At 39.9% G+C, this 22429-nt stretch carries 20 protein-coding genes; 6 read left to right on the forward strand and 14 right to left on the reverse strand.

Going from position 1 to position 22429, the window contains the following annotated elements; all coding sequences use genetic code 11:
• Window positions 1-164: 164 nt before the first annotated feature.
• Complete coding sequence (locus AC1VU3_RS13460; protein WP_482983740.1) at window positions 165-497, forward strand: DUF5658 family protein; 333 nt, start codon at window positions 165-167, stop codon at window positions 495-497.
• 12 nt (window positions 498-509) lie between these two features.
• Here the strand turns inward: AC1VU3_RS13460 and AC1VU3_RS13465 are convergent, their stop codons facing one another.
• The 7 genes from AC1VU3_RS13465 to AC1VU3_RS13495 form a co-directional block, all read right to left on the reverse strand.
• The gene (locus tag AC1VU3_RS13465; protein WP_480390282.1) at window positions 510-1526 is read right to left on the reverse strand and encodes a M23 family metallopeptidase; all 1017 of its coding nucleotides are present in this window, start codon (window positions 1524-1526) and stop codon (window positions 510-512) included.
• 264 nt (window positions 1527-1790) lie between these two features.
• The gene (locus AC1VU3_RS13470; protein WP_482983741.1) at window positions 1791-2528 is read right to left on the reverse strand and encodes a gamma-glutamyl-gamma-aminobutyrate hydrolase family protein; all 738 of its coding nucleotides are present in this window, start codon (window positions 2526-2528) and stop codon (window positions 1791-1793) included.
• Between the two features lie 79 nt (window positions 2529-2607).
• Window positions 2608-3576 carry a dipeptidase gene (locus tag AC1VU3_RS13475; RefSeq protein ID WP_482983742.1) on the reverse strand — a complete coding sequence of 323 codons (969 nt, stop codon included), beginning with the start codon at window positions 3574-3576 and terminating at the stop codon, window positions 2608-2610.
• Window positions 3577-3638: 62 nt separating this feature from the next.
• On the reverse strand, window positions 3639-4526 hold the full coding sequence (locus AC1VU3_RS13480) for a serine hydrolase (RefSeq protein ID WP_482983743.1): 888 nt from the start codon (window positions 4524-4526) through the stop codon (window positions 3639-3641).
• A 623-nt stretch (window positions 4527-5149) separates the two neighbouring features.
• Window positions 5150-6088, reverse strand: a complete 939-nt coding sequence (locus tag AC1VU3_RS13485; RefSeq protein WP_482983744.1) for a bile acid:sodium symporter family protein — start codon at window positions 6086-6088, stop codon at window positions 5150-5152.
• A 144-nt stretch (window positions 6089-6232) separates the two neighbouring features.
• On the reverse strand, window positions 6233-6514 hold the full coding sequence (locus AC1VU3_RS13490) for a hypothetical protein (protein ID WP_482983745.1): 282 nt from the start codon (window positions 6512-6514) through the stop codon (window positions 6233-6235).
• Between the two features lie 20 nt (window positions 6515-6534).
• Window positions 6535-7749: a tetratricopeptide repeat protein gene (locus tag AC1VU3_RS13495; protein WP_482983746.1), complete on the reverse strand. Its 1215-nt coding sequence runs from the start codon at window positions 7747-7749 to the stop codon at window positions 6535-6537.
• 131 nt (window positions 7750-7880) lie between these two features.
• Here AC1VU3_RS13495 and AC1VU3_RS13500 point away from each other — a divergent pair, with 131 nt between their 5' ends.
• Together AC1VU3_RS13500 and AC1VU3_RS13505 are read left to right on the forward strand one after the other, a co-directional pair.
• Window positions 7881-9176 (forward strand): S8 family peptidase, encoded by a 1296-nt coding sequence (locus tag AC1VU3_RS13500; protein ID WP_482983747.1) that lies wholly within the window; start codon window positions 7881-7883, stop codon window positions 9174-9176.
• Between the two features lie 349 nt (window positions 9177-9525).
• Entirely contained in the window at window positions 9526-11874 is a 2349-nt protein-coding gene (locus AC1VU3_RS13505) for a bifunctional 2',3'-cyclic-nucleotide 2'-phosphodiesterase/3'-nucleotidase (RefSeq protein ID WP_482983748.1), read from the forward strand.
• Between the two features lie 259 nt (window positions 11875-12133).
• On the opposite strand, the gene AC1VU3_RS13510 is transcribed toward AC1VU3_RS13505, so the two are convergent.
• The 4 genes from AC1VU3_RS13510 to AC1VU3_RS13525 form a co-directional block, all read right to left on the reverse strand.
• Window positions 12134-12607, reverse strand: coding sequence for a metal-dependent hydrolase (locus AC1VU3_RS13510; protein WP_482983749.1), 474 nt, complete (start codon window positions 12605-12607; stop codon window positions 12134-12136).
• Window positions 12608-13054: 447 nt separating this feature from the next.
• Window positions 13055-14488 carry a M20 family metallopeptidase gene (locus AC1VU3_RS13515; RefSeq protein ID WP_482983750.1) on the reverse strand — a complete coding sequence of 478 codons (1434 nt, stop codon included), beginning with the start codon at window positions 14486-14488 and terminating at the stop codon, window positions 13055-13057.
• Window positions 14445-15773: an amidohydrolase gene (locus AC1VU3_RS13520; RefSeq protein WP_482983789.1), complete on the reverse strand. Its 1329-nt coding sequence runs from the start codon at window positions 15771-15773 to the stop codon at window positions 14445-14447. Before AC1VU3_RS13520 ends, AC1VU3_RS13515 begins: the two co-directional genes overlap by 44 nt.
• 18 nt (window positions 15774-15791) lie before the next feature.
• A complete protein-coding gene (locus AC1VU3_RS13525) occupies window positions 15792-17282 on the reverse strand; it encodes an AbgT family transporter (protein WP_482983751.1) in 1491 nt (496 codons plus the stop codon).
• 156 nt (window positions 17283-17438) lie between these two features.
• On the opposite strand from AC1VU3_RS13525, the gene AC1VU3_RS13530 reads away from it, so the two are divergent.
• Window positions 17439-18749 (forward strand): hypothetical protein, encoded by a 1311-nt coding sequence (locus AC1VU3_RS13530; protein WP_482983752.1) that lies wholly within the window; start codon window positions 17439-17441, stop codon window positions 18747-18749.
• A gap of 40 nt (window positions 18750-18789) precedes the next feature.
• Here the strand turns inward: AC1VU3_RS13530 and AC1VU3_RS13535 are convergent, their stop codons facing one another.
• Together AC1VU3_RS13535 and AC1VU3_RS13540 are read right to left on the reverse strand one after the other, a co-directional pair.
• Entirely contained in the window at window positions 18790-19305 is a 516-nt protein-coding gene (locus AC1VU3_RS13535; protein WP_482983753.1) for a hypothetical protein, read from the reverse strand.
• 188 nt (window positions 19306-19493) lie between these two features.
• Window positions 19494-19970, reverse strand: coding sequence for a competence protein ComK (locus AC1VU3_RS13540; RefSeq protein WP_480390262.1), 477 nt, complete (start codon window positions 19968-19970; stop codon window positions 19494-19496).
• 376 nt (window positions 19971-20346) lie between these two features.
• Between AC1VU3_RS13540 and AC1VU3_RS13545 the strand changes: the two genes are divergently transcribed.
• Window positions 20347-20844 (forward strand): sigma-70 family RNA polymerase sigma factor, encoded by a 498-nt coding sequence (locus tag AC1VU3_RS13545; protein WP_482983754.1) that lies wholly within the window; start codon window positions 20347-20349, stop codon window positions 20842-20844.
• Between the two features lie 48 nt (window positions 20845-20892).
• Complete coding sequence (locus AC1VU3_RS13550) at window positions 20893-21291, forward strand: hypothetical protein (RefSeq protein ID WP_480390260.1); 399 nt, start codon at window positions 20893-20895, stop codon at window positions 21289-21291.
• A gap of 120 nt (window positions 21292-21411) precedes the next feature.
• On the opposite strand, the gene AC1VU3_RS13555 is transcribed toward AC1VU3_RS13550, so the two are convergent.
• Window positions 21412-22065 carry a reverse transcriptase-like protein gene (locus AC1VU3_RS13555; protein ID WP_482983755.1) on the reverse strand — a complete coding sequence of 218 codons (654 nt, stop codon included), beginning with the start codon at window positions 22063-22065 and terminating at the stop codon, window positions 21412-21414.
• Between the last annotated feature and the right edge of the window lie 364 nt (window positions 22066-22429).

Raw genomic sequence — 22429 nt, forward strand, 5'->3', positions numbered from 1 at the left:
CATTAGTTGAACCAATCGGGCTTTTAGGGACAGTTGATCTCCCACTTAGCTGTCTCATTTCTTTTGCCATCTTGAAGGGGGAGTCTTACTGTCCCTTAATGCGGGATAAAAAAGATTAATAAACAAGCGAACTATCCATACTAGGCAAAAAAGGAGGGACTAGATTGAATAGTTTAGCTAGCACTGAAAACAGTAAGAAACTGTCCCACAGTGCCGTCTCCATACTATTATTGTTAGCCATGCTAGATGCAGTATTTACTCATGTCGGACTACAGGGTGGGCATATAACAGAGGCAAACCCACTAATGAGATTCTTATATGATTTCAACGTAGGACTCTTTTTTGTGATCAAGATGTTATTGCCACTCGTTTTAATGAAATTGTTATCGAGATTTGAACCAAATCCATTCATTCAATTAATGATTGCCGGAACCATTTTCCTTTACGTATTCGTACTTCTCATGCATATCTATTGGTTTGCTCTCCTGTTTATTTAAAATACCCAGCAACTAGTGAGTTGCCGGGTTTGGCTCAACCGTACGACGTGTCTTATCTTCTCTTTCCCACCTTTTTAAGGAAGGGAAAGGATCATAAGCCCACTCTGTCCGTCCGTTAAACTTATACATTCCGTAATGAAGATGGGGAGCAAACTTTCCTGAGGTACCCTTTTTCCCATAGCCGGAGCTCCCTACATAGCCTATTACCGCTCCCGGCTCTAGAATATCCCCTTCTTTTAAGCCTTTTTTGAAACCGGATAGATGAGCATAATAATGATACGTATTATTTACATCTCGAATGCCAATCCTCCAGCCACCATAATCATTCCAGCCCATTGTTTCAATTATTCCGTACGTAGCAGATTTTACTGGTACTCCCGTCGAGGCAAACAAGTCCGTTCCTTCATGGATTCTTCTGCCTCCCCAGCCCCTTGAATCTCCCCAAGTACTTCGATAGCTATAGTTATATTGAAGCGCTAGAGGAAAAGCACGCTTATCTAAATTCAGCGTTTCAAAATGCTTATATAGCTTGGCATTTGTAGTAATTTGCTTCACAGCTTCGTCCTGAAGGTAATAGTCCTTTAACGCTTTCTTAAAATCCTTTTCAGAATGCACTCGTAAGATTAGATATTGGGTTAAGGTGAATAAAACATCCTCATCGCTGGAGCGATCCGCCAAACCATCGCCATTTCCATCCATCCCATTCCCTTCAAAATAAGAAATAGTCCGAACGTCTGTATCGTCCCCTCTAGGATTTAAAGGACCAACCCAAAAATCATCTGTCAGCTGAATCGCTAGTACACCTTCTCTTTTCGTTAAATCACTTCGTACCTCTTGAATATTTCGTTCATATTGATCGATAGCCGCAAGATAATACCAAGGCAGCGTATCACTCGAGTATTTCACATAGTAATCCATACGAGCGTTTAGAATTTCTTCCCGGGATTGCCCCTCAGCTGCTACGCCAACGGAAGCAAAAGGAAAGAAAAGCAAGAATCCCAATAAGCATGTCCATAGTAGGCTTTTCAACTTTTGACCTCCCTTTAAAAATCTCTCTTTATTTTTGCCCATTCACGCATTTTCATGAATGGAAAAAGAAATTTAATAAATAGAAGAAGTTTGTACAACCTAAAAGTGAACAAAAAAAGAATCCGATTTTAATCAGATTCTCTAGCATATAAATCCATAAAAGGTTCACTCATGACCGCAAAAGCACCAGTCAATGAAAAAAGAAAGCATCTACGAAAATCCTAATCTCGCAAATGCTTTTTTGTCGTTCCTTTTTCAAATGGCTTACACCGTTGTTTCTTTCCGAATCTGCATCGAAATTTTTTCCTTACATGCAGCGATAAAACCTTTAAAAATAGAGATAGAAGGACTGTCATCCTTTAAAAGTAATGATTCAGGATGCCACTGTATTCCCATGACAAATGGATGGAACTCACTTTCAAAAGCCTCAATAATGCCATCGCTCGCCATGCCACTCACACGAAAACCGTCTGGAATATTACGTACAGCTTGATGGTGGAAGCTATTTACCTTGAAACGTTCCTCACCTACTACGTTTCTTAGCACAGAGTCCTTATTTACCTGTACAAAATGAGAGGCATGTGTACGTGGAGCCTTTTGATCATGCTGTATTATCCTTGCTTCCGATTGTGTATAAATATCCTGATACATATCCCCACCTAGAGCGATACTGAGTATTTGAGCCCCACGACAAATTCCTAAAATAGGCTTGTTTTGAGCCAGCATTTTCTTAATAAGATCAATCTCGAACTCATCTCTTTCAGGGACTATACTTCCTAATGCTTGATGCGGCTCTTCCCCAAACAATGTTGGATCTATATCGCCACCACCCGTTAAAAGTAACCCGTCAATTAGATTGGCAATGGAATCTGTTAGCCCTCTATCCATATTCGGAAGGACAATTGGAATCCCTCCAAACCTTGTAATAGCCTCTATATTATCGGTAGAAACAGACAGAATTTGCTCCTTTAAATTTGAAGAAACACCAATGATAGGCTTCATCTAAAAACTCCTTTTCATTTTATAAAGGATCCGTTTCCACTTAATTGTTTCCCTTATGGTTGATAGTAGACCTCGACATTTAAGAAGTGTACACTTCCACTTTCATGATTTTTGATTCTATAAAATTACGATATGCAAATCCTCTAACTGCATCCTCTGAGTAATATTTCAGTAGCTCGTTTATGAGATTCTGGTATACCCCGGCATGCTCCAAGCCCTTGGTATAGACGTCTATTCCATCAAAATCAGAGCCTAGACCAATATGTCGTAATCCTCCTAGTGAACAAATATGATCAATGTGCTTAATTAGATCTAACATGTCACTTGTTTGATTGCCCGTAATAAAAGGCGGATAAAACACTACATGAATATGTCCCTCTTTTTCTATCAAGCTTTTGATTTGCTCATCCTTCAAATTTCGTGGATGTGGACAGAGAGTATAGCTATTCGAATGAGAAGCAAATGGATAATCTGCTAGTTCCATGACGCCCCAAAAGCCCTTCTCAGAAAGGTGGGATACATCTGTCAACACTCGGTGCTCGTTATTAAACTTCACGACTTCTTTCCCAAGGTCCGTCAAGCCTGCCCCTCTACTTTCTTCTGCTCCATCCGCACAAAGATTAGCGTTATTCCATGTTAACCCAATGGATAGAACACCTAACCGATATAAATGGCGAAGCTTAGAAAGGTCATTACCAAAAGCATCGGCCCCTTCTAAAGTAAGAACAGCCCCTATTTCATCTGCTCTTAGTTTCGTCAGGTCCTCCCATTTCTTTATATGCTTCATTTGTGGATTTTTACCCAAAATTTCTGTGTAAAATAGATCAATCTGTTCCAGTGCAGCAGCCCACTTCTGCTCCACCGGTATGTTGGGATAAATAAAAATCGCAAAAAACTGTGCCTTCACTTCTCCTGCTTGTAGCCTGTGTAGATTTGTTTCTAACTCATCCGAGGTAGCAAAATTAAGTAGTTCTCTTCCATATTTCCTACCGTTTTTCGCCATTTGAAGCTTTAGTAAAGCATCACAATGCGTATCAATGATATACATTCCAATCTCCCTCTTTTCGTAACACTAGCTATCCTCATTATAGTATCATCTGATTGAAAATTCTATTTTTTCTCAAAATGTTGATAGGCTAGTAAAGAGATAGCAGCAATAGGCTCGTCCCCTTGGTAGTCTAAATTGTCCCCGATGGAATAAACAGTAATCACATATTTTGTCCCATTCGGCAAATATACGATACCCGCATCATTAAACACCGTGCCTAAGCTGCCAGTCTTATTCGCTACCTTTCTATCCCGTGGCAGCTTTCCTGGAATTCGTTGCTGGTAATGCTGTTTGAATAAAATTTCTAGCATGTCCTGTGAGCATTCTTGAGACACAAACTCACCTTTTGCAATAGCTTCCAAAAGCTTCGTCATCCCTCTAGCAGTACTCGTATTACTATCCTTTCTTTCTTGAAAAACAATGCTATCCAAATCATATTTCCCATCTATCAAACGAGTAATAATCCGGTGAAACAGTTCCTCACTATAGGTTGAAGATTCTATCCCAGCACTTAAGCTCAATAACTCCCAACAGGTATGACTTAGATGGATATCTTCAAAACCAAGTGCTTTCATCCTTTGTTCTACGTACTGCGATCCACCAACTATCTGCAAAATTTTATCCGTGGCCAGATTATCACTGACAATAATCATCAGAGTCGCTAAATCCTTGATAGTGGGCTGAGCACCATAGGTAAACTCTTGAAATACACCGGAACCTGGCACATAATCCTGCTGATCAAGGATGACTCTTTCGTATAAATCTATCTCCCCTTTATATACCTTCTCAAAAAGAGCTGCTAGTATAGGGATTTTAAATACACTTGCCATCTGAAACAGGCGGTCAGCATGGATACCTACCTCCTCACCCGACTCCAAGTGCTTTATATAAACGCCAAATGTTGCACTCTTTCCTTCTACATAAGCTTCCACAGCTTCCTGTAATCCCATTGCATAACCCCTCTAGATAATAAAATTTTAAAAATATTCGGTTTATTAAATAATATAAAACTTAGTGAAAAAGGAAAATCGTTACTTTCTACTATTTTTACGCCGAAGAAAGTAAGAATATGAGGAGAAAAATTTATTGCGCAGAAATCTATTAAAAAAAGAAATCAATGCCCCTTGCAGAGCAAATTCCAAATGATTAAGGGCTACGATAGAAAGAGAGGATTTTTATCCTGAGAATTACTTCGATAACATAGAATGGATTAAGAGCAGCGTGGTAGGTACGACAACACTAGCGCAAGCATTGATGTCTGTTGGCCTCCGCTCGAAGCATCTGACACAGCGGAGAACATAGTATCTCAACTCAATAGTTATAGCCTTTTTGGTATTAATTAATCAAAATCTATTATTTATTAAATCTCTTCTTATCAGCAGACACTCATGGTTCGGAGCAGCGTCGGCGACTCCTACAGGGGTAGGGAGACAGGTGAGACATAGCAACGGCACGCGAAAGCGTTCGGCTATGGCTCACCGCTCCCCCTGTGGAAAGCGTCCGACGCAGCGGAGAACCTAGTCACATCAAAAAACCCTTATGAATAAAACCATAAGGGTTCTCATCTGTTTTCTCATACTCTCCCTCTCTTGTTAAAAAACCGACCAAAGAAGGACGCGATCACCTGTTGAAAGAGCATACCAAGCACTACAGGTAACGCAACAAGCGGAGGGAAATAAGAGGTGGCAAGCACCACTCCCGCACTTATATTACGCATTCCACCTAAAAAAGTAAGCGTTGTGATATTCTCATCACTTTGCTTCAACAGCCTTCCAACTAAATACGAAACAAAATAACCACACACAGCAATAAAAAGAACAAGCAAACCAAGACCGACTAGCTTCAGCTTAGCCTCCACTAGATAGGGAGCAACCACTGCCCCATTCAGCATTACCACTAAAGAAAGACCTGCCTTCGAAATAGGAGCAAGCCTTGCGCTCAAAATCGCAACCACTTTCCCTTTCGTCGCTTGGTTCAATGTCATTCCAGCTATAGACGGAACTACAATCATCCAAAATAGCCCAACCATCATACTAGAAGAGTCAATTTGAACATTCCCGCCAACCAAAATCGACAAGGTTAATGGGACAAGTAGTGGAGATAAAAGAGAATCTAATAAAATGACCGTTAGCGCAAGCGCATTATTCCCTTTGCACATCGCCACCCAAACAAAGCTTGTAATACCTGTTGGAATAGCCATAGCTAGAACTAAGCCTGTGATGGTATATGTATCATCGGAATAAAAAATATGCCCCATCCCTAATGCAAAAAGCGGCATCACAATATGCAGTACAAGCATGGCTAGAAATATGGGAAGTGGATGTAGTACTACATCTCGAAAAGAAGCAAAGCTTGAATTTAGACTTCCTGCAAACGTCATGAAAGCAAAAATCCACGGAATCAGCCAAGCATATGCAACAATATGCTCAGATACAAGAACACCGATTAAAACACTTACGGGAATCAAGTAAGGGGCGATCTTTTCTAAAAGTCTATTTATCTTCCATAACATATTTGCTGGACCCCTTTTTATTGATATCTAACCTATATTATATAGACATCAAGTAAAAAAGTGCATTCCATTTCATCACCGTGGCTCATAAGCACAAAAAAACTGTCCTCTAAATGCTAGGACAGCTTTCTACTTCTATCAGCATCACCCAACTGGTGGATGAATCGGAATTTGCTGTGTTTCAGATCCAACTGGTGGGTGAATCGGAATTTGCTGTGTTTCAGATCCAACTGGTGGGTGAATCGGAATCTGTTGTTCATTAAACCCTATCGGTGGATGAATCGGAATTTGCTGTTCATCGAATCCCACTGGTGGATGGATTGGAATTTGCTCTTTGGTGTCAGCTACACTCACCCCAGTACCAAATGCAAATAACGCTACTGCACTAACCGTAATAATCCCTGTAATCATTTTGTTTTTTTTCATCTCTAACACTCCTTTTGAAATTAAATAAATTGTACTGCCTTTTCAAATTTGCCTTCTTGCCTATAATATTCTCCTAACAGCTGTGAGAACTGCTGATGAACTTCCTTTAACTCCTCATTTCTTGCTGTATAAGGAAGTAGTCTTCCTTCTAGAAACTTCATAGCCTTAGGTTTGTCATCCTCTAGCAAATATAAGTAAAAGATAGAAAACAAACGATATGGAAGCTTCTGTTTCTCTTTAGCCTCCAACTTTAGCTGTAAAAAGGTTAACTTACTTTCCTCCTTCTGTTCCAAGCGTAGCTGCGTGATTGCTAGATTATATAAGCAAAGCAAATAATGTTCTGTCTCCTTTGGCATTAGAGCAGTACTCTTCTCAAAGTAATGCAAAGCTATTTCATAGTCTCCCTTATTTTGATAGAGATCTCCGATGTTATGATAGATATGAGGCAACAGATGATGCTGTTGGAGTAGCTCCACATTTCGTAGTAAATGCTCATAGGTTTCTATGGCTTCATGATAAACCTTACCGCGAGAGTAATTGAGGGCTAAAGACATTAGCGTATGAAGAATACGCTTAAAATTAAACTGATCCTTATAAAATTGCAGGGCCTTCCTTCCATAGATAATTGCTTGACTCGATTCTTCCAATCTCCCCTTTACTACAGCAATGTGATAATAAATTTCCCCTTCAAACATTCCTAACTCTTTATTTTCTAGGAGTATTTTGGAGAGCTCTCTATCAGCCTCCTCGTATTTACCCCTTAGAAGTAAAACTAAAGCACCGAAATAGAAAAACATGAAATTCTCATGTTGGGAAAAATTCTGCTTATGGGCGTTCAGCCATCTATATTGATTTTCAGCTAAGCCCTTTTCCTTAGTAAAAACATAGAAACGTAGTCTATAAAGCTCGTATAGATAAATATATTCCGTGAAGACAATCATCTCTTCGAAGTCCTTTAACTCCTCTAATGCCTCCTTCGCTTTCACCTCCTCTTGGAAATTCATATGCTCTAGTAGTCGGTTTAATAAGTACTGGATGTTTTGCTCACTCTTTTTAACGTCTTGTAGATTAATCTTCAAACGCTCAAGTAACAAGCGTATAGTCTCAGTATTTGCTTCTTTACTATTGTTTTCTATCTTACTCAAATGAGGAATCGAACATATTCCCATTGCCAAGGTATTTTGTGTCATACCTTGTTTTGTGCGGTGATACTTGATCAACGAGCCTATTTTCATTGCTTCTTCCTCCTACATTAATAACTATATTGATATATATAGTAATCGAAATTTTCCCAATAAACAAAAATATAGTAGTGTGATAGTTTTAAAGTGTACTACAAATTCAAATCGAAAAGGAGTTAGGATGAATGAAAAAAGTAAAAATGGCAGTACTCAGTTTATTAATCGCAGGATCTATGGCAGCACCAGTACAAGCAGGTTCACTTGCTAGTGAAAGCAACTCCGCAGACAGAAACTCTAGTGAAAAGTTTCGTGTCTATGTAGAAGCGAATAACAAAGCAGCAAAGGCCTCATTAACAAATCAATATAGTGTGCGCTGGGAGCTATCAGAAAATGGTTTTTCAACCGATATGAATGAAAAGCAATTCGAGGCATTACAAAAAAACAAAAACATAACTGTTACAAAGGTTCCAGTGGTGACTGTAGACGCAATTGGACTTGATAATAAGGAAACAGTTGAACAAAGCGCTCCAGACAACCAAGTTGCAGCAAGAGCTTCTCAGCAGGTGCCTTGGGGTATTAAAGCTATCTATAATAACAATAATTTAACCTCTACATCTGGAGGAAGCGGTATTAACATCGCAGTCTTGGATACAGGAGTAAACACCTCTCATCCTGATTTAGTAAATCGTGTAGAACAATGTAAAGACTTCACTGGTTCTTCAACAGTTATCAACAACAGCTGTACAGATCGCAATGGACATGGGACTCACGTTGCGGGTACAGCACTTGCTGACGGTGGTAGTGACAAAGGTGGAGTTTATGGGGTTGCACCAAGCGCTGACCTTTGGGCTTATAAAGTATTAACAGATAGCGGTTCTGGTTATTCAGATGACATCGCAGCTGCAATTAGACACGCAGCAGACCAAGCATCCTCTACAGGCACAAAAACAGTTATTAACATGTCCCTTGGATCTTCTGCGAATAACAGCTTAATCTCTAACGCAGTAAACTATGCATATAACAAAGGTGTGCTAGTGGTTGCTGCAGCTGGTAACTCTGGCTACTCTCAAGGGACAATTGGTTACCCTGGTGCACTAGTGAATGCGATTGCCGTGGCAGCATTAGAAAACGTTCAACAAAACGGTACTTACCGTGTAGCTGACTATTCTTCTCGTGGATATGCTTCTACAGATGGAGACTACTCGATTCAACAAGGAGATATTGAAATCTCCTCTCCAGGTTCATCTGTTTACTCCACTTGGTACAACGGAGGATATAACACAATCAGCGGAACTTCCATGGCTACTCCTCATGTTGCTGGATTAGCAGCAAAAGTTTGGGCTCAAAATCCATCTTGGTCTCACACTCAACTACGCACAAACTTACAAAATAGAGCGAAAGCAGTAGACATCAAAGGTGGATACGGCGCTGCAACTGGCGACGACTATGCATCAGGCTTTGGCTTTGCACGCGTTCAATAAAACCGAATAATACGCAAACGATCATGTTTCCCCAAAAAGCAAATAAAGGCAGTCATTCAAGTCTTTTATGATAAAGAGGTTACCAGCTAAGCTGGCAGCCTCTTTTCTTTTTATTATAAAACCTCTATTAAACTATCTTTACATAATAATTAAGACCTATTAAGTTATACTAAAATAATTTAATTCTTCTATAATCATCTCATACGGTCTTATTTACCTAATAAAAGTTAGTATTATTTTCTTAATTATCTAAAAAGTATGATTCTAATATCCAAAATGTGTGATACTCATGATATGCTTCTAAGTGGACGCTTTAAGCGACCATACGATAAAAGGAGATGAAACGTAGATGTCCATTTGGAAAAAGTTTGGAGCTTGGATTATTATTTTCGCCCTATTATTTAGTAGCTTTTCTTTCGCTTTACAAACAGAAGCAAAAGCTGATCAAACGACACGTGGTGAATATATTACCGCTCTTGTAGTAGCACTTGACTTAGAATTAGGTGATGGGAAATCTATCAAATTTAAAGATGTTAATAAAGAGCTAGCGCCTTATGTAGAGGCTGCACTAAATAACGGCCTGACAAAAGGGACGACTCCTACAACGTTTAGTCCAAACAAAGCGTTAACACGTGAACACGCATTCATTTTCGCATCCCGTGCAGCAAAAACGGGAGATACGTTCTCTACAGACTTACTAAATCGCTTTAAAGATAAAAAGAAATTTAAAGCTGGTGAGCTTCCAGAAATCGCAAAGGCTGTTGGTCTTGGATTACTACTAGGCTACGAGGATGGCACGGCTAAACCTCAAAGCATCGTTACTAAGAAGCAAGCACAAAAAATACTTGATCGCTTAAAAGATGCTATCGGAAAAGGAAACAACTCTGTAAGCCTAAGAATTCTAGGAACCTCTGATTTACATACAAACTTTGTAAACTATGATTATTATCAAGACAAGGTTTCGAATTCTGTAGGACTTGCCAAAACGGCAGTTTTAATTGAGCAAGCAAGAAAAGAAAACCCAAATACAATCCTTGTAGATAATGGAGATTTAATTCAAGGAACGCCACTTGGTGGATATAAAGCAAACGTTGAACCTATAAAAGAGGGAGAAGTTCACCCCGCACTTGCTGCGTTGGCTGCTGTAAACTTTGACGCTACTACATTAGGTAACCACGAGTTCAACTATGGCTTAGATTACCTAGACAAAGTAATCGACTCTTCTCCAATTCCTATGCTAAATGCTAATGTCTATGATGCAAAAACAAAAGAAAACCGTTATACTCCATACACTATTTTGAACAAAGAAGTCGTAGACAATAAAGGTAAAAAGCAAACAATCAAAGTAGGATTAATCGGTGTAGTTGCCCCTGGAATCGTTCGTTGGGACAAAGCACATCTTGATGGTAAAGTGAATGTTGAGGATGCTGCGGATACTGTTGAAAAATTTGTACCAGAAGTAAAAGCAAAGGGTGCAGATGTAATCGTTGTGCTTGCTCACTCTGGTATGGGTGACGAAGAGCATACCAAACTAGAGGATGATGTAGCTTACCAGATTACCAAGCTTAAAAACGTAGACGCTGTAATTACTGGACATAACCATGGTGTATTCCCAGGTGAATACGGAGAGTTACAGCATGTTAATCAAGAACAAGGTACAATTAACGGAACTCCAATTGTGATGCCAGGGAAATTCGGCAGCCACTTAGGCGTTATCGACTTAACGTTAGTAAAAGCAGGACAATCTTGGAAGGTAACAAAAGGTACTGGAGCTGTTCGTGAAATTGATTCTACAACGGATGTAGTAAATCAAAAAGTCGTAGATGCAGTAAAAGAAGCACACGAAGGCACAATTAAGTATGTACGAGAGGCTGTTGGAGAAACAACTGCTCCTATTAATAGCTACTTTGCATTAGTACAAGATGACCCTTCTATTCAAATCGTAACAAATGCTCAAAAATGGTATGTAGAAAACAAGGTTAAGGGTACAGAATTTGCCGACCTACCTGTACTTTCTGCAGGCGCTCCATTTAAGGCTGGCGGACGTAATGGTGCAGATTACTACACCGAAATCCCAGCTGGGGAGATTGCAATTAAAAACGTAGCAGATTTGTATGTATACGATAATACTGTTTTTGCACTAGTTATGACAGGTGCTGATATTAAAGAATGGTTAGAAATGTCTGCTGGACAGTTCAACCAAGTAGATCCTTCTAAAACCGGAGAACAAAATATTATCAACAGTGAATTCCGTACGTACAATTTTGATGTAATTGACGGGGTCACATATGAATACAATCTTACACAACCAGCTAAATATGACTACTCTGGTAAGACGATTAATGAAAAAGCAAGCCGTGTAGTAAACCTACAATATAACGGCAAGCCAATCGACCCGCAACAAAAATTCCTTGTAGCAACTAACAACTACCGTGCAAGCGGAAGCTTCCCTGGGGTACGTAATGCTTCAGAAGCAATTGATTACGCTTACGAAAACCGTCAAGCAATCATCGACTACATGATCGAGGTTGGAAAAATTGATCCGTCTGCTGATGGTAACTGGAAGTTCACAAAAACAGATGCCAACCTAATTTTTGAAACATCTGCAAAAGCAAAAGACTTTGTCGGTACAGGCAGCGGCATTAAATATCTAGCACCAACAGAAAACAGCTTCGCAAAATATTCATTCACACCATAAGAAAAGCGTAAGCGCCTATCCTGTCCCGACAAGCAAATGGAGGACGACGAGGAGTCACTCGGCCACCGCAGTTGGGCTACATTTGACCTCGAGGGGCAAGGCGCTGAAGCTGGACACCCAAGAAAAGCGTAAGCGCCTGTACTGCCCCGACAAGCAAATGGAGGACGGCGAGGAGGCACTCGGCCACCGCAGTCGGGCTACATTTGACCTGGCTAGATAATATATAAGAGGAGAAGGGCACATGCCCTCCTCCTCTCTTTTATATGATGAATACTTCATATCCGAAATAGACTGTCAGTAAAGAAAGAGCTGCAAATACAATATCCTCTCCCTTACTCCCTGTCCTAATTGTCAACGGTAATCTAACTCTGATACTGATTGGAAAAAACAACTTAATTCCATTCTTCGTACCCATATCCAAAAGCAAGTGGCTTCCCATGCCAGCTATCAAACCGTAGATAATCGCCTCATGTGAAACAAATGCTTGCAGCAATGCCCCTATAATCAGTAGAAACAACAGACTATGTGTAAAAGAACGATGCCCAAAGATCACTTGAACTATTTTAGACAAAATGGGTAATCTTTTACCAATCCAGCTTCCCCCATGACATATATCTGGTATCAATGCACCTAACACTCCCGCACCCATCAACAAAACCGGCTCCAAACTCGTGAACTGCGCAGTCGCAAGCCCAGCTACTAGCCCACCAATAACATGCGTATTTCCAGTCATTTCTATCTCCTCTTTCCACTACGAAACTTTACACTATCAACGGTCTGGAATGAATAGGTTATTATACATGTTTCTAGAATAGACTTTTAGTTATCATAAACTTCTATAATGTGGAAGAGAAATTTAGATAGGGGTGCAACACAATAAATGATTTAGAAATTGTACAGCATTCTAGCCCTAGCTTGTCTATTCACGGCGCTTTTATTTGGATATAAAAAGGAAATACATGCGGTAAGCTTCTGTATACTTGCGCTGGGAGAAAGAATACTTGCTGTAGGTAGAGTGCTACTTGCGAAGTGACCTAGAATACTTGCGATTTCGACTCATTTACTTGCGGTAAAGTTTCGCATTTACCACTTTTTCACAACCAAAAACCACCCCTCACTCAGCTACAATCCCAATTTACTATCAATTGGATGGTAGCTACCTGCAAGGGGTGGCCTCTATTTATAATGCGCTTGGTCTTAAGTCTTTCGGTAGGGGATTTCGATAGGTATCTCCTACTTGCTTCTTTAATTCCTCTTTTGCTTGCTCAATTAATGATGGTTGCTCAAATAATTCTACCGCAGATGCTGCGATTACTTTACCTGCGTACAGCATCCCTTTATGCGCAAGGGAAGTTTTACCTTGTGAGACAAGCTGCCATGTGTGAAGTGGGGTTCCTGCTACAAAGCAGGTGGTAAAGAATTGTGCCGTTGGAATAATCCAGCTCACGTCCCCTACATCGGTCGATCCTTGCATCACTTCTCTGTTTTTCACGTATGGAATAATTTCCCGGAAGAAAGGCTCTCCTTCTACATGAAAATTCTCCGAAACAGTATAGGCGGAGAGCTTTTCAGCATCGATTACAGCTGCCTCTACCTCTTCTGGTGTAATCGTTTTAGCCATCCTAGTAGCATATGCCTTTTCTTCTTCTGTGTAGGTTGGCAAGCCATACTGATGAAGCTTCGCATCCACTATCTCATTCAATGTATGGTTGGGAATATAGTTAGAGCATGCTTTGTCAAAACGGATGGACATCTTTGTTCCGGTCATCAGAGCGGCACCCTTTGCTATATCAATCACACGTTGATAGATAGACTCAACATCAGCTAGCTGAGGGGCACGAATTAAATAAAGGACCTCCGCATCAGACTGTACGACGTTTGGAGAAGCTCCTCCTGTATTCGTAATCGCATAGTGCACCTTTGCTTCCGAGATAATATGCTCACGCAGGTAATTTACCCCTACGTTCATTAATTCCACAGCATCTAGTGCACTTCGTCCAAGGTGCGGAGAGTTTGCTGCATGAGCCGCCTTCCCCTCGAAGGAGAAATATACTTGATAGTTGGCAAGCGAAGAGAAAGAAAAGATACCGGTATAAGAATTTGGATGCCAAGTGAGTGCTACGTCTACTCCTTCAAATACGCCATCACGGACCATATATGTTTTTCCGGAGCCCCCTTCTTCCCCTGGACAACCGAAATACTTGATGGTACCCTTCACTTTTCCTTGCTCCATTAAGTCTTTTATTGCCAGTATCGCAGCAATACCAGCTGTTCCAAGTAAATTATGTCCGCAGCCATGGCCGTTACCATTCTCTACGAGTGGTTCGCGTACATCACTAGCGGCACGCTGGCTTAAACCGGAAAGCGCATCAAATTCACCTAGTATTCCTATAACAGGCTTCCCACTTCCAAAGGTAGCAGTAAAGGCTGTTTCGATATTGCCAACTCCTGTTTCAACTGTAAATCCTTTTTCCTTCAGGAAATCACCTAATAACTTCGCAGATTCATATTCTTGAAAGCGTGTTTCTGGAATCTCCCAGATTCGGTCGCTTAAAGCGATTACTTCTGGTTCATACTTCTCTAGATAACTGTCGATTAGGTCCATTTTGCTCATCCCTCCAAATTTCTTCTAATGTTGCAAGCCATGTATGTAGAGTGATAGATAAAACGTCTTCATCAATATCGAATTCCTCATGATGGTGTCCTGCAGCAAGGGTGGTGCCAAATACCGAATAAGTGGCTAGTCCGCCTTGCCTTTGCACCTGCTCCATCATAAAAGTGGCATCCTCTGAACCGGCAGCGAATTTCGCTTCGAGCTGCATTTCTTTCACAATTGACACTTTTTTCCCTGCTTCGTATACGATTCTTTTTAATTCAGCAGAAGAAGAGCAGGTTCTTGCTTCTCCAACAACCTCGTACTCTAATGAAATACCATGCATAGAAGCAGCACCCTCTAAAATCTGGATTGCCTGCTGATGCATATATGCATGTACATCTGCCGTCTCTCCACGAGTTTCTAGTTGAAGTGATGCATGTGCCGGGATAATATTTCTCCCATCACCCGCAACACAGGTACCTACATTTACTCTGGATGCTCCCCCACTATGACGAGGGATGGAATGCAGACCTAAAATAGCAGATGCTGCTGCTAATAGAGCGTTATTCCCTTGCTCCGGCTCTGCACCTGCATGGGCCGCTTTCCCTTTAAATCTCGCATTAATTTTAGAGGTGGCAAGGAAACCATCAGTACCAGCAATCACTGTACCGAGTGGAACACCTGTCCCGACATGACAGCCAAAAAAGTAATCGACATCATCTACTACTCCTGCTTCCACCATGGATTTGGCACCTCGAACACCTTCCTCGGCTGGTTGAAAGATGATTTTGATGGTTCCTTTTAGCCTGTCTTTATTAGTCGAAAGCACCGTTGCAAGTCCAAGACCTATTGAACAATGAGCGTCATGTCCGCAAGCATGCATTTCTCCTTCATGCAAGGAGCGAAAGCCTTCTACGACTGGAACGTGCGAATTAATATCCGTCTCTAAAATATCCAATGCATCCATATCAAAGCGAAACGCAATGGTTGGACCAGGCTGTTCGCCTACAATCGTCCCAACAACACCTGTATATCCACCAATCATCCGCTCCATAAATTCTATTACTCCGCCATGTTCCTTTGCTCGATAATACGCCTTCTCCAAGCGTTCCTCACTTGGGACACCCATTCTATTTTCGGACAATACTTCCTTCCCTAATTTCACTGAAAAGCCTAGCTCACTAAGCTCCCCGGCAAGGAGAGAGGCTGTACGGAATTCAGTCCAGCCAACCTCTGGGTGTTGATGTAGATCTCTTCTCCATTTAATCAATTGTTGATTCAACTCGACTGGCATCGTAAACATAGTCAAAGTTCTCACCTCTTACTTCCAGTATAGTCCAACTCCAGGTCCAATCGGGATTCCGAAAAACGCGAATACAAGCATTAATAGTGTCCATACGACCAACATAACAATTGTGTACGGAATCATAAGGGACATAAGTGTTCCAATTCCTGCTTTTTTATCGTAAACCTGCATGAACGCTAAAATAATCGCAAAATACGGATTTAACGGCGTCACCATATTCGTCGAGGATTCTCCGATTCGATAAGCCATCTGGATAAATGCTGGATGATACCCTAGAGCCATGAATATAGGGATAAATACTGGTGCAACCAACGACCAAAGAGCAGACCCACTGATGATAAAGAGACTTAAGAAGGCAGTTAATAAAACAAATAAAACAATAACAAAAATATTCGTCAAACCTATATCTCTTAATAAATCTGCAGCATGTACAGCCAACCAAATAGCGATGTTGGACCAGTTAAAGAAAGCAACAAACTGGGCGATCATGAATATGAGAACGATATATCCAGAAAAGCTTCCAATCGCCTCGGTCATAATTTTTGGTACATCAGCGGAAGTTTTGATCTTTTTCACACTAACCCCATAAACAATTCCTAGCGTTAAGAAGAATAAGAAAATAATAGGTACAATCCCTGAAAGGAATGGGGAACGTAGGATAGTACCATCTTCATTTAATAATGGCGAATTAGGAATAAGTAATCCAGTTACAACGATTGCAATAAAAACAAGCGCTGCAATTAACGTATTTCGTAAACCTTTTTTCTCTAAAGGTGTAATACCACTATTGAATTCGGGCATTTCTCCAGTATATTTTCCAAGACGTGGTTCCACATATTTTTCTGTTAGAATGGTTCCGACAAAAGCCAATATGAAGGTAGATACACTCATGAAATACCAGTTATCTAATGGTGTGACCAGCGCATCTGCACTAAACCCCTTTGCTACCTCCGTAGATATTCCAGAAAGAAGAGCATCTGTCCCCGCAATCATTATATTCGCAGAAAAACCAATTCCCGTACTCGCTAGTCCGACAGCAAGTCCCGCTAATGGATGGCGCCCAACAGACAGAAACACAAGCGCTGCTAATGGCGGGATAACAACAAAGGCTGCATCCGATGCGATATTTCCTAAAATACCAATAAAGAATACAGTAAACGTAATTATTTTCTTTGGTGTATTAATAATCGCCCGTTTCATGAGCATTTCCAATAGTCCGACTTTTTCAGCTAATCCAATCCCTAACATGATAGTAAGCACTAAACCAAGGGGCGCAAAGCTAGTAAAGTTTGTAAGTGTATTGGCTAGTATGTATTGAATCCCTTCACCGGATATGATGCTTTTTACAGCTACCGTTTCTTGGGTATTTGGATGAACTACCTTCGCATTAAACAAGCTTAAAATCCACGAAACTAGCACTAACGCAATCGTTAAGTAGAAAAATAGAATGAAAGGATGAGGTAGCTTGTTACCTACTCTTTCAACAAAAGCTAGGAATCGATCCATCTTTCCAAGCTTTACAGCTTCCGTATTGTTTGACTGGCTAATAAAAATCCCTCCCTCAATTATTTAAAGACTCCTTTTTTACATGTCTTTAAACAAAGGTTAAACTATTAAATAACAGATATCAATAATTATTTGAAAAAGGAGAAAAATAAAAAAATGACAAGAGTTATCGTTTTTACGACAAAAAATTCCCTGAAATGGGCGAAGGAGGTTGATTCTCTACCAATAGAACCATGTGAATTTATCTTTACTGTCTATGATTCTCTAATGCATCTTCAGGAAATATTTTTGGATAAAATTAAGCAGGTTGATGGGATTTTATTCAGTGGGCAGATTCCTCATTTTTTTGTTAAAAAAACGTTTCCACAGGTCGACTTACCAATGTTCCATTTTGATGTAACAAACACGGACTTCTATAGAGTGCTCTCCGAATATATGTATAAGCATCCTGGCTTTCAAATGAGTCGTTGTCTCATTGATTTTCTTTATGAGGAAAACAATTACTTAGAAATTAAGGACTGGACCAAGCCAGAAGACTTCCCCTATATCTATAGCTCTGGTATGGAAGCCTATGCTGATTTAGATATATACGACAAAATGAAAGAACTTCATCAGGAGCTTTGGAAGAAAAAAAAAGTAGACATAACGATGACACGGCTAAGTAATTTACCTGAGCTATTAGAGCCTTTTGGGGTAAACGTCATTTTGGTTGTTCCCTCTAGAAGAAGTATGCTCGAGAAAGTGGAAGAGCTTCTAAAAGAAATACGGTTGGCACGTTTAACACAAAACCAAGTAGTAATCGCCCATTTAGAATTATCTCTTACACGTGACAGCTTGAGGGAACTAGACTATCGAAAGATGTCCTTACATAAGGCAATTATGGATTTTGGAAAAAGAAATAAGATGAATTTTATTATCCACCAAAGCTCCTTATATTTCGAACTTATAACAAGCTATGCGGATTTTATTACCATCACAAATAACGCTTCTAGCTGCTCCCTTGTTTCTTTCCTATCAAAGGAGCTTCCTTTTTCTGTACGGATTGGCTGGGGAGTCGGGCATACGATCCAAGGAGCCCAATTAAATGCGGAGAAAGCTGCTTCTATGGGTACAACCTCTGAATCTCAAGCCTATGTGTTAGATGACGGGGAGATGATAGGTCCGCTCGGGGATGAGCATGCTATCCAGATTAGCACAGCATTTGACAATACAATTGAGCAATTAAGTGAGAAACTGCATACCTCTCCACTTCAGATAAGGAAGATAATGGCCGTTATGAGCAAACTTCAGACAAATCTCCTATCCTCAGAGGACCTAAGTACCCATTTAGGAATTACAGAGAGGGCAGCAACGAGAATCTTAAAAAAATTAGAGGAGCATCATGCTGCGAAGGTCTCTTTCCAGCAGCAAAAGAAGCTTAGGGGAAGACCGAAAAAAGTGTATGAGATCTCATTCGAAGAGTTCTAAAGAGTATCCTCCTTATGTCTCCGGAGAAGTTCCGTCTGTTTTATTCAGACGGAACTTTTGAGCGAGATAAATAGGTATACCACAATGGATTGTCATTCCCATTGTCTATGTAAGTCATTTCCCAATTACTAAAATGGTCACTTGTTAAGCCATCATGTTTTTCCATCGGAATATAAGTAACTAGTTCTACATTAAAATAGGAGAATTGTGCTAATAGCTTTGAAATAAAAGCTTCTTCCAGCCCTTTTAAACGCCATTCTTCCTGAATATGGAGGGATTGTATCATAGCAATAAATCCATTTATCTCCTCTATCTCACAGAACCGTTCCAGTTGATTCACTGCTTGAGATAAATGGCAGGATAATATTGCTGCCTCTCCACATATATCTTCGTAAGAGCTCTTCTTCAGATTGATCAGATATATGTCAGCTTCTCCAATAACTAACGCATCGTCCAAATCAGGAACATAAATAGAGCATGTAGTGTGAGATTTAAATAGGGAGGTTCCTTCCTCCATCGTGATATGAAAATCTACATAGATATTCCAATCTTTCATCATTTATCCCTCGCATAAGCAAATTTGTATAAAATTCATTCTTAAATATCACCTTTTATCTATTATATTAGATAAATTGTACGATAAAAAGTTAAAATTTAAATATTTATTTGACAACTTTATACATATAGAATTAAAAAAAGCCTACTACACATCAAAAATGTAGTTAGCTTTAAATATTCAAGAAATTATATACCATTACTTTCTCTATCAAAATGCATAGGATGAGAGACATTTAATAACGTATGAAGTCTTTGCTGCTGATTTATTAAAATATGCTTAGTTGAGGAAACTTGATAGGACATGCCATTGGAGAATGTAATTCTACACGTTTCCCGGTTAACCTCTTCTACATGAAACAAGTGCCCAAATATCCACACACACTCTAAATGCTTGTAGGATTTAGTAGGAAAAGCACCGAGTTGTCCAGGAGCTATAACGATAGGTGACTTATTAGAAAAACCTAGCCTTTTCTTTGTCGCTTGAATCCTTCCTTCTAGTGTAGATGCATAACGGATACAAGCTAACTCCAATAACTCTCTAACTGTCTTCGTAGAAAAATATTCACCATGGGTAGTAATAATTTTAGACCTATACCCATTTGTAAAAACAGCTTCTACCATTAAAGCTTGCTTATTTAATAAAAATGATTCACAAGATATCAAATTACAATCCTCCCCCTCTGTTTTCTATTTAAATTATACCTATTTTACCAGATACTTACTAGTACTGTTTTACTGAATATACAAAATTTTTAGTTTTTATTTCCTATGTTTTTATCGGACGGATTTCCTCCTTCGTAAATGTAATTGTCTCCAGAGAGGCGCTGTACTGGTATAAACTCTTTCCTCTAGTGGACAATAAAAATAAATAGTGGCTTTTTTCATTTTTTATAGAGAATTCTTTAAAATCACTTAAAGCAAATCTCTTTTTTGCTCGATAATTATAGAAATTGGCTCAGTCGCTTTCCTTTAGTCTATCTACTATCCTATTAATACCTAGGAATACAGAGAGTATGCATACTTTGTCAGGAAGAGCAAAATGAAATTAGAGGAAGCAATCGTACAGTTCGACCCCATGATCTCCCTCTGCATGAGAAAACTTCGTATCTATAAAAATCATGCAAGCTTTCGACAAGCAGGGCTGATTGGTTTATGGATGGCATTAGAAAAGTATGACGACAGTAAAGGCGAGCTTCACTCCTATGCTTACAGGCTTATTTATGGGGCCATGTTAGATGAGCTCAAGAAGGAAACGTCAAAAGAGAGTCTCTGGGAAACACATACACTTACAAGCCTTATTGATAGTAATCAACAGTTAACCTATTACAATGAAGAACTATGTACCGCCATTGAGCAGCTCAAACCCCATGAACAATTGTTAATATCCTTGTTATACAAAGAGAGATACTCATTTGAAGAGGTATCCAAGCAGCTGAATATAACCATTTCAGGTGCAAAAAAGCGACGAGAACGAATACTTCGTAAGTTAAGGGAAAGATTAGAACAAGATAGTATAAATTCTGATGATGTTTCATGAAGATTTTTGGTGGGTATTATAATAAAAAAGAAGAGGGAGTGACTAATGATGCTAAAAAAACGAGCAATGGTTTTAGGTGGAATCGCCACCGCCGCCTTTATGTACTTATATAAGCAGGAAAACAGAGAGACAGCAAAAGTAACATTAAAAAATACGAAGACAAAGTTATCTTCTTTATTAGAAACTAAAAAAAATCCACCAACTCAAATGACAAAAGCAGGGTACTCGGATCCTGGTGACCCAGATGATAACCGAATGGTCGAAGAGGGTGCCATGACTAGTGTGATGTATTACAACGAACGCGTACAGGATAATAACAACAAAACAGATTTTCCAAAATCACAGAAGAAAACCAAGGCGCCTATAACAGAAGAATCCTTAGAAGAAGATAATAATGACTCACCAGCAAAACAGGAAAACACCAAACGAATGAATCCAGGTGAGTAATTAGATTAAAGGGTGACCCGTAAGTAGTAAACTTATGGGGCGCCCTTTTTTTTGACAATGATCTACTGTGTAGCATTGCTCGTTTGATGATCTACTCAGAACCCCAACATTCGCTTCATTTTATAGCTCAATCACGCCAAAAATATCAATCCCATTGAGAGCTTGACCAGCGAGACGATCTGCCTCCATATTTTTTTTCCTAGAAACAAGCTCATATTCTGCTTCTATCCCAAGTTCCTCCAGCTTTCTATCTATCCGATCCGCCCAACGAGCAAGTGTATTTTCGACAACTGGCCATTCCTCTGTCATATGATTGATGACCACCTGTGAATCCCCTATAAACCGAACCGGGATGTGATGTACGTTCAAAAGCTGCAACTCGACAATTGCCATATAGAGCGCAGCATATTCCGCTTCATTATTGGAAACTAAATCAGAGGAAGGTGCATTCTTACGCAATCGATAAGACTTCCCGCTCTGCTCATAATAAATAGCACAGCCAAGACCAGCAGATTTACTTTGAATATCAAAGCCACCATCAAAAAACACCGTTATATTATGCGGCTCTGTTTCTATTCCCTTCACATAGCCCTTTAGCTCTTTCATTGTCCAAGAACTATCATGCTTATCGATTAACTCTAAGCGCTTGACTCTCCCAGTCTTTTCAATATCCTCTGCTATCAGCAATGCTTGAGCTGCAGGCATTTCCTCCGAGCGAAAAAACACCTCTGCTCCCTTGGGCGTCTTATAATGCCATTCCATTCGAATCTTCAATGGAAAACCTCCTTTACTAGCTAATCTTTATGTTTCCCACCCCCATCTATTTAAAACAATCATCGCAGAAAAGAAATAATTTACAAGTCCTGAATGAAAGGAGGGTTGAAATTATATCAGATCTTGCGATTTTAGTTACTTATTTTGCAGTTAACCCTGGGGATCTTGTGATTACGCAGGAGCGGACGTGGAAATGGAAAGTCGTAAAAACTTGGGGGGAAGTCGTAAAAAAGCAGGCCAAAGTCGTAAAAATAGAATCAGGAGCGGACGCGGAAATGGAAAGTCGTAAAAACGAGCATGAACTTCGTAAAAACTGAAGCGAAAGTCGTAAAAAAGCAGGCCAAAGTCGTAATTAAGCTTATCC

This window comes from Psychrobacillus sp. Z16_25, from assembly GCF_056856695.1.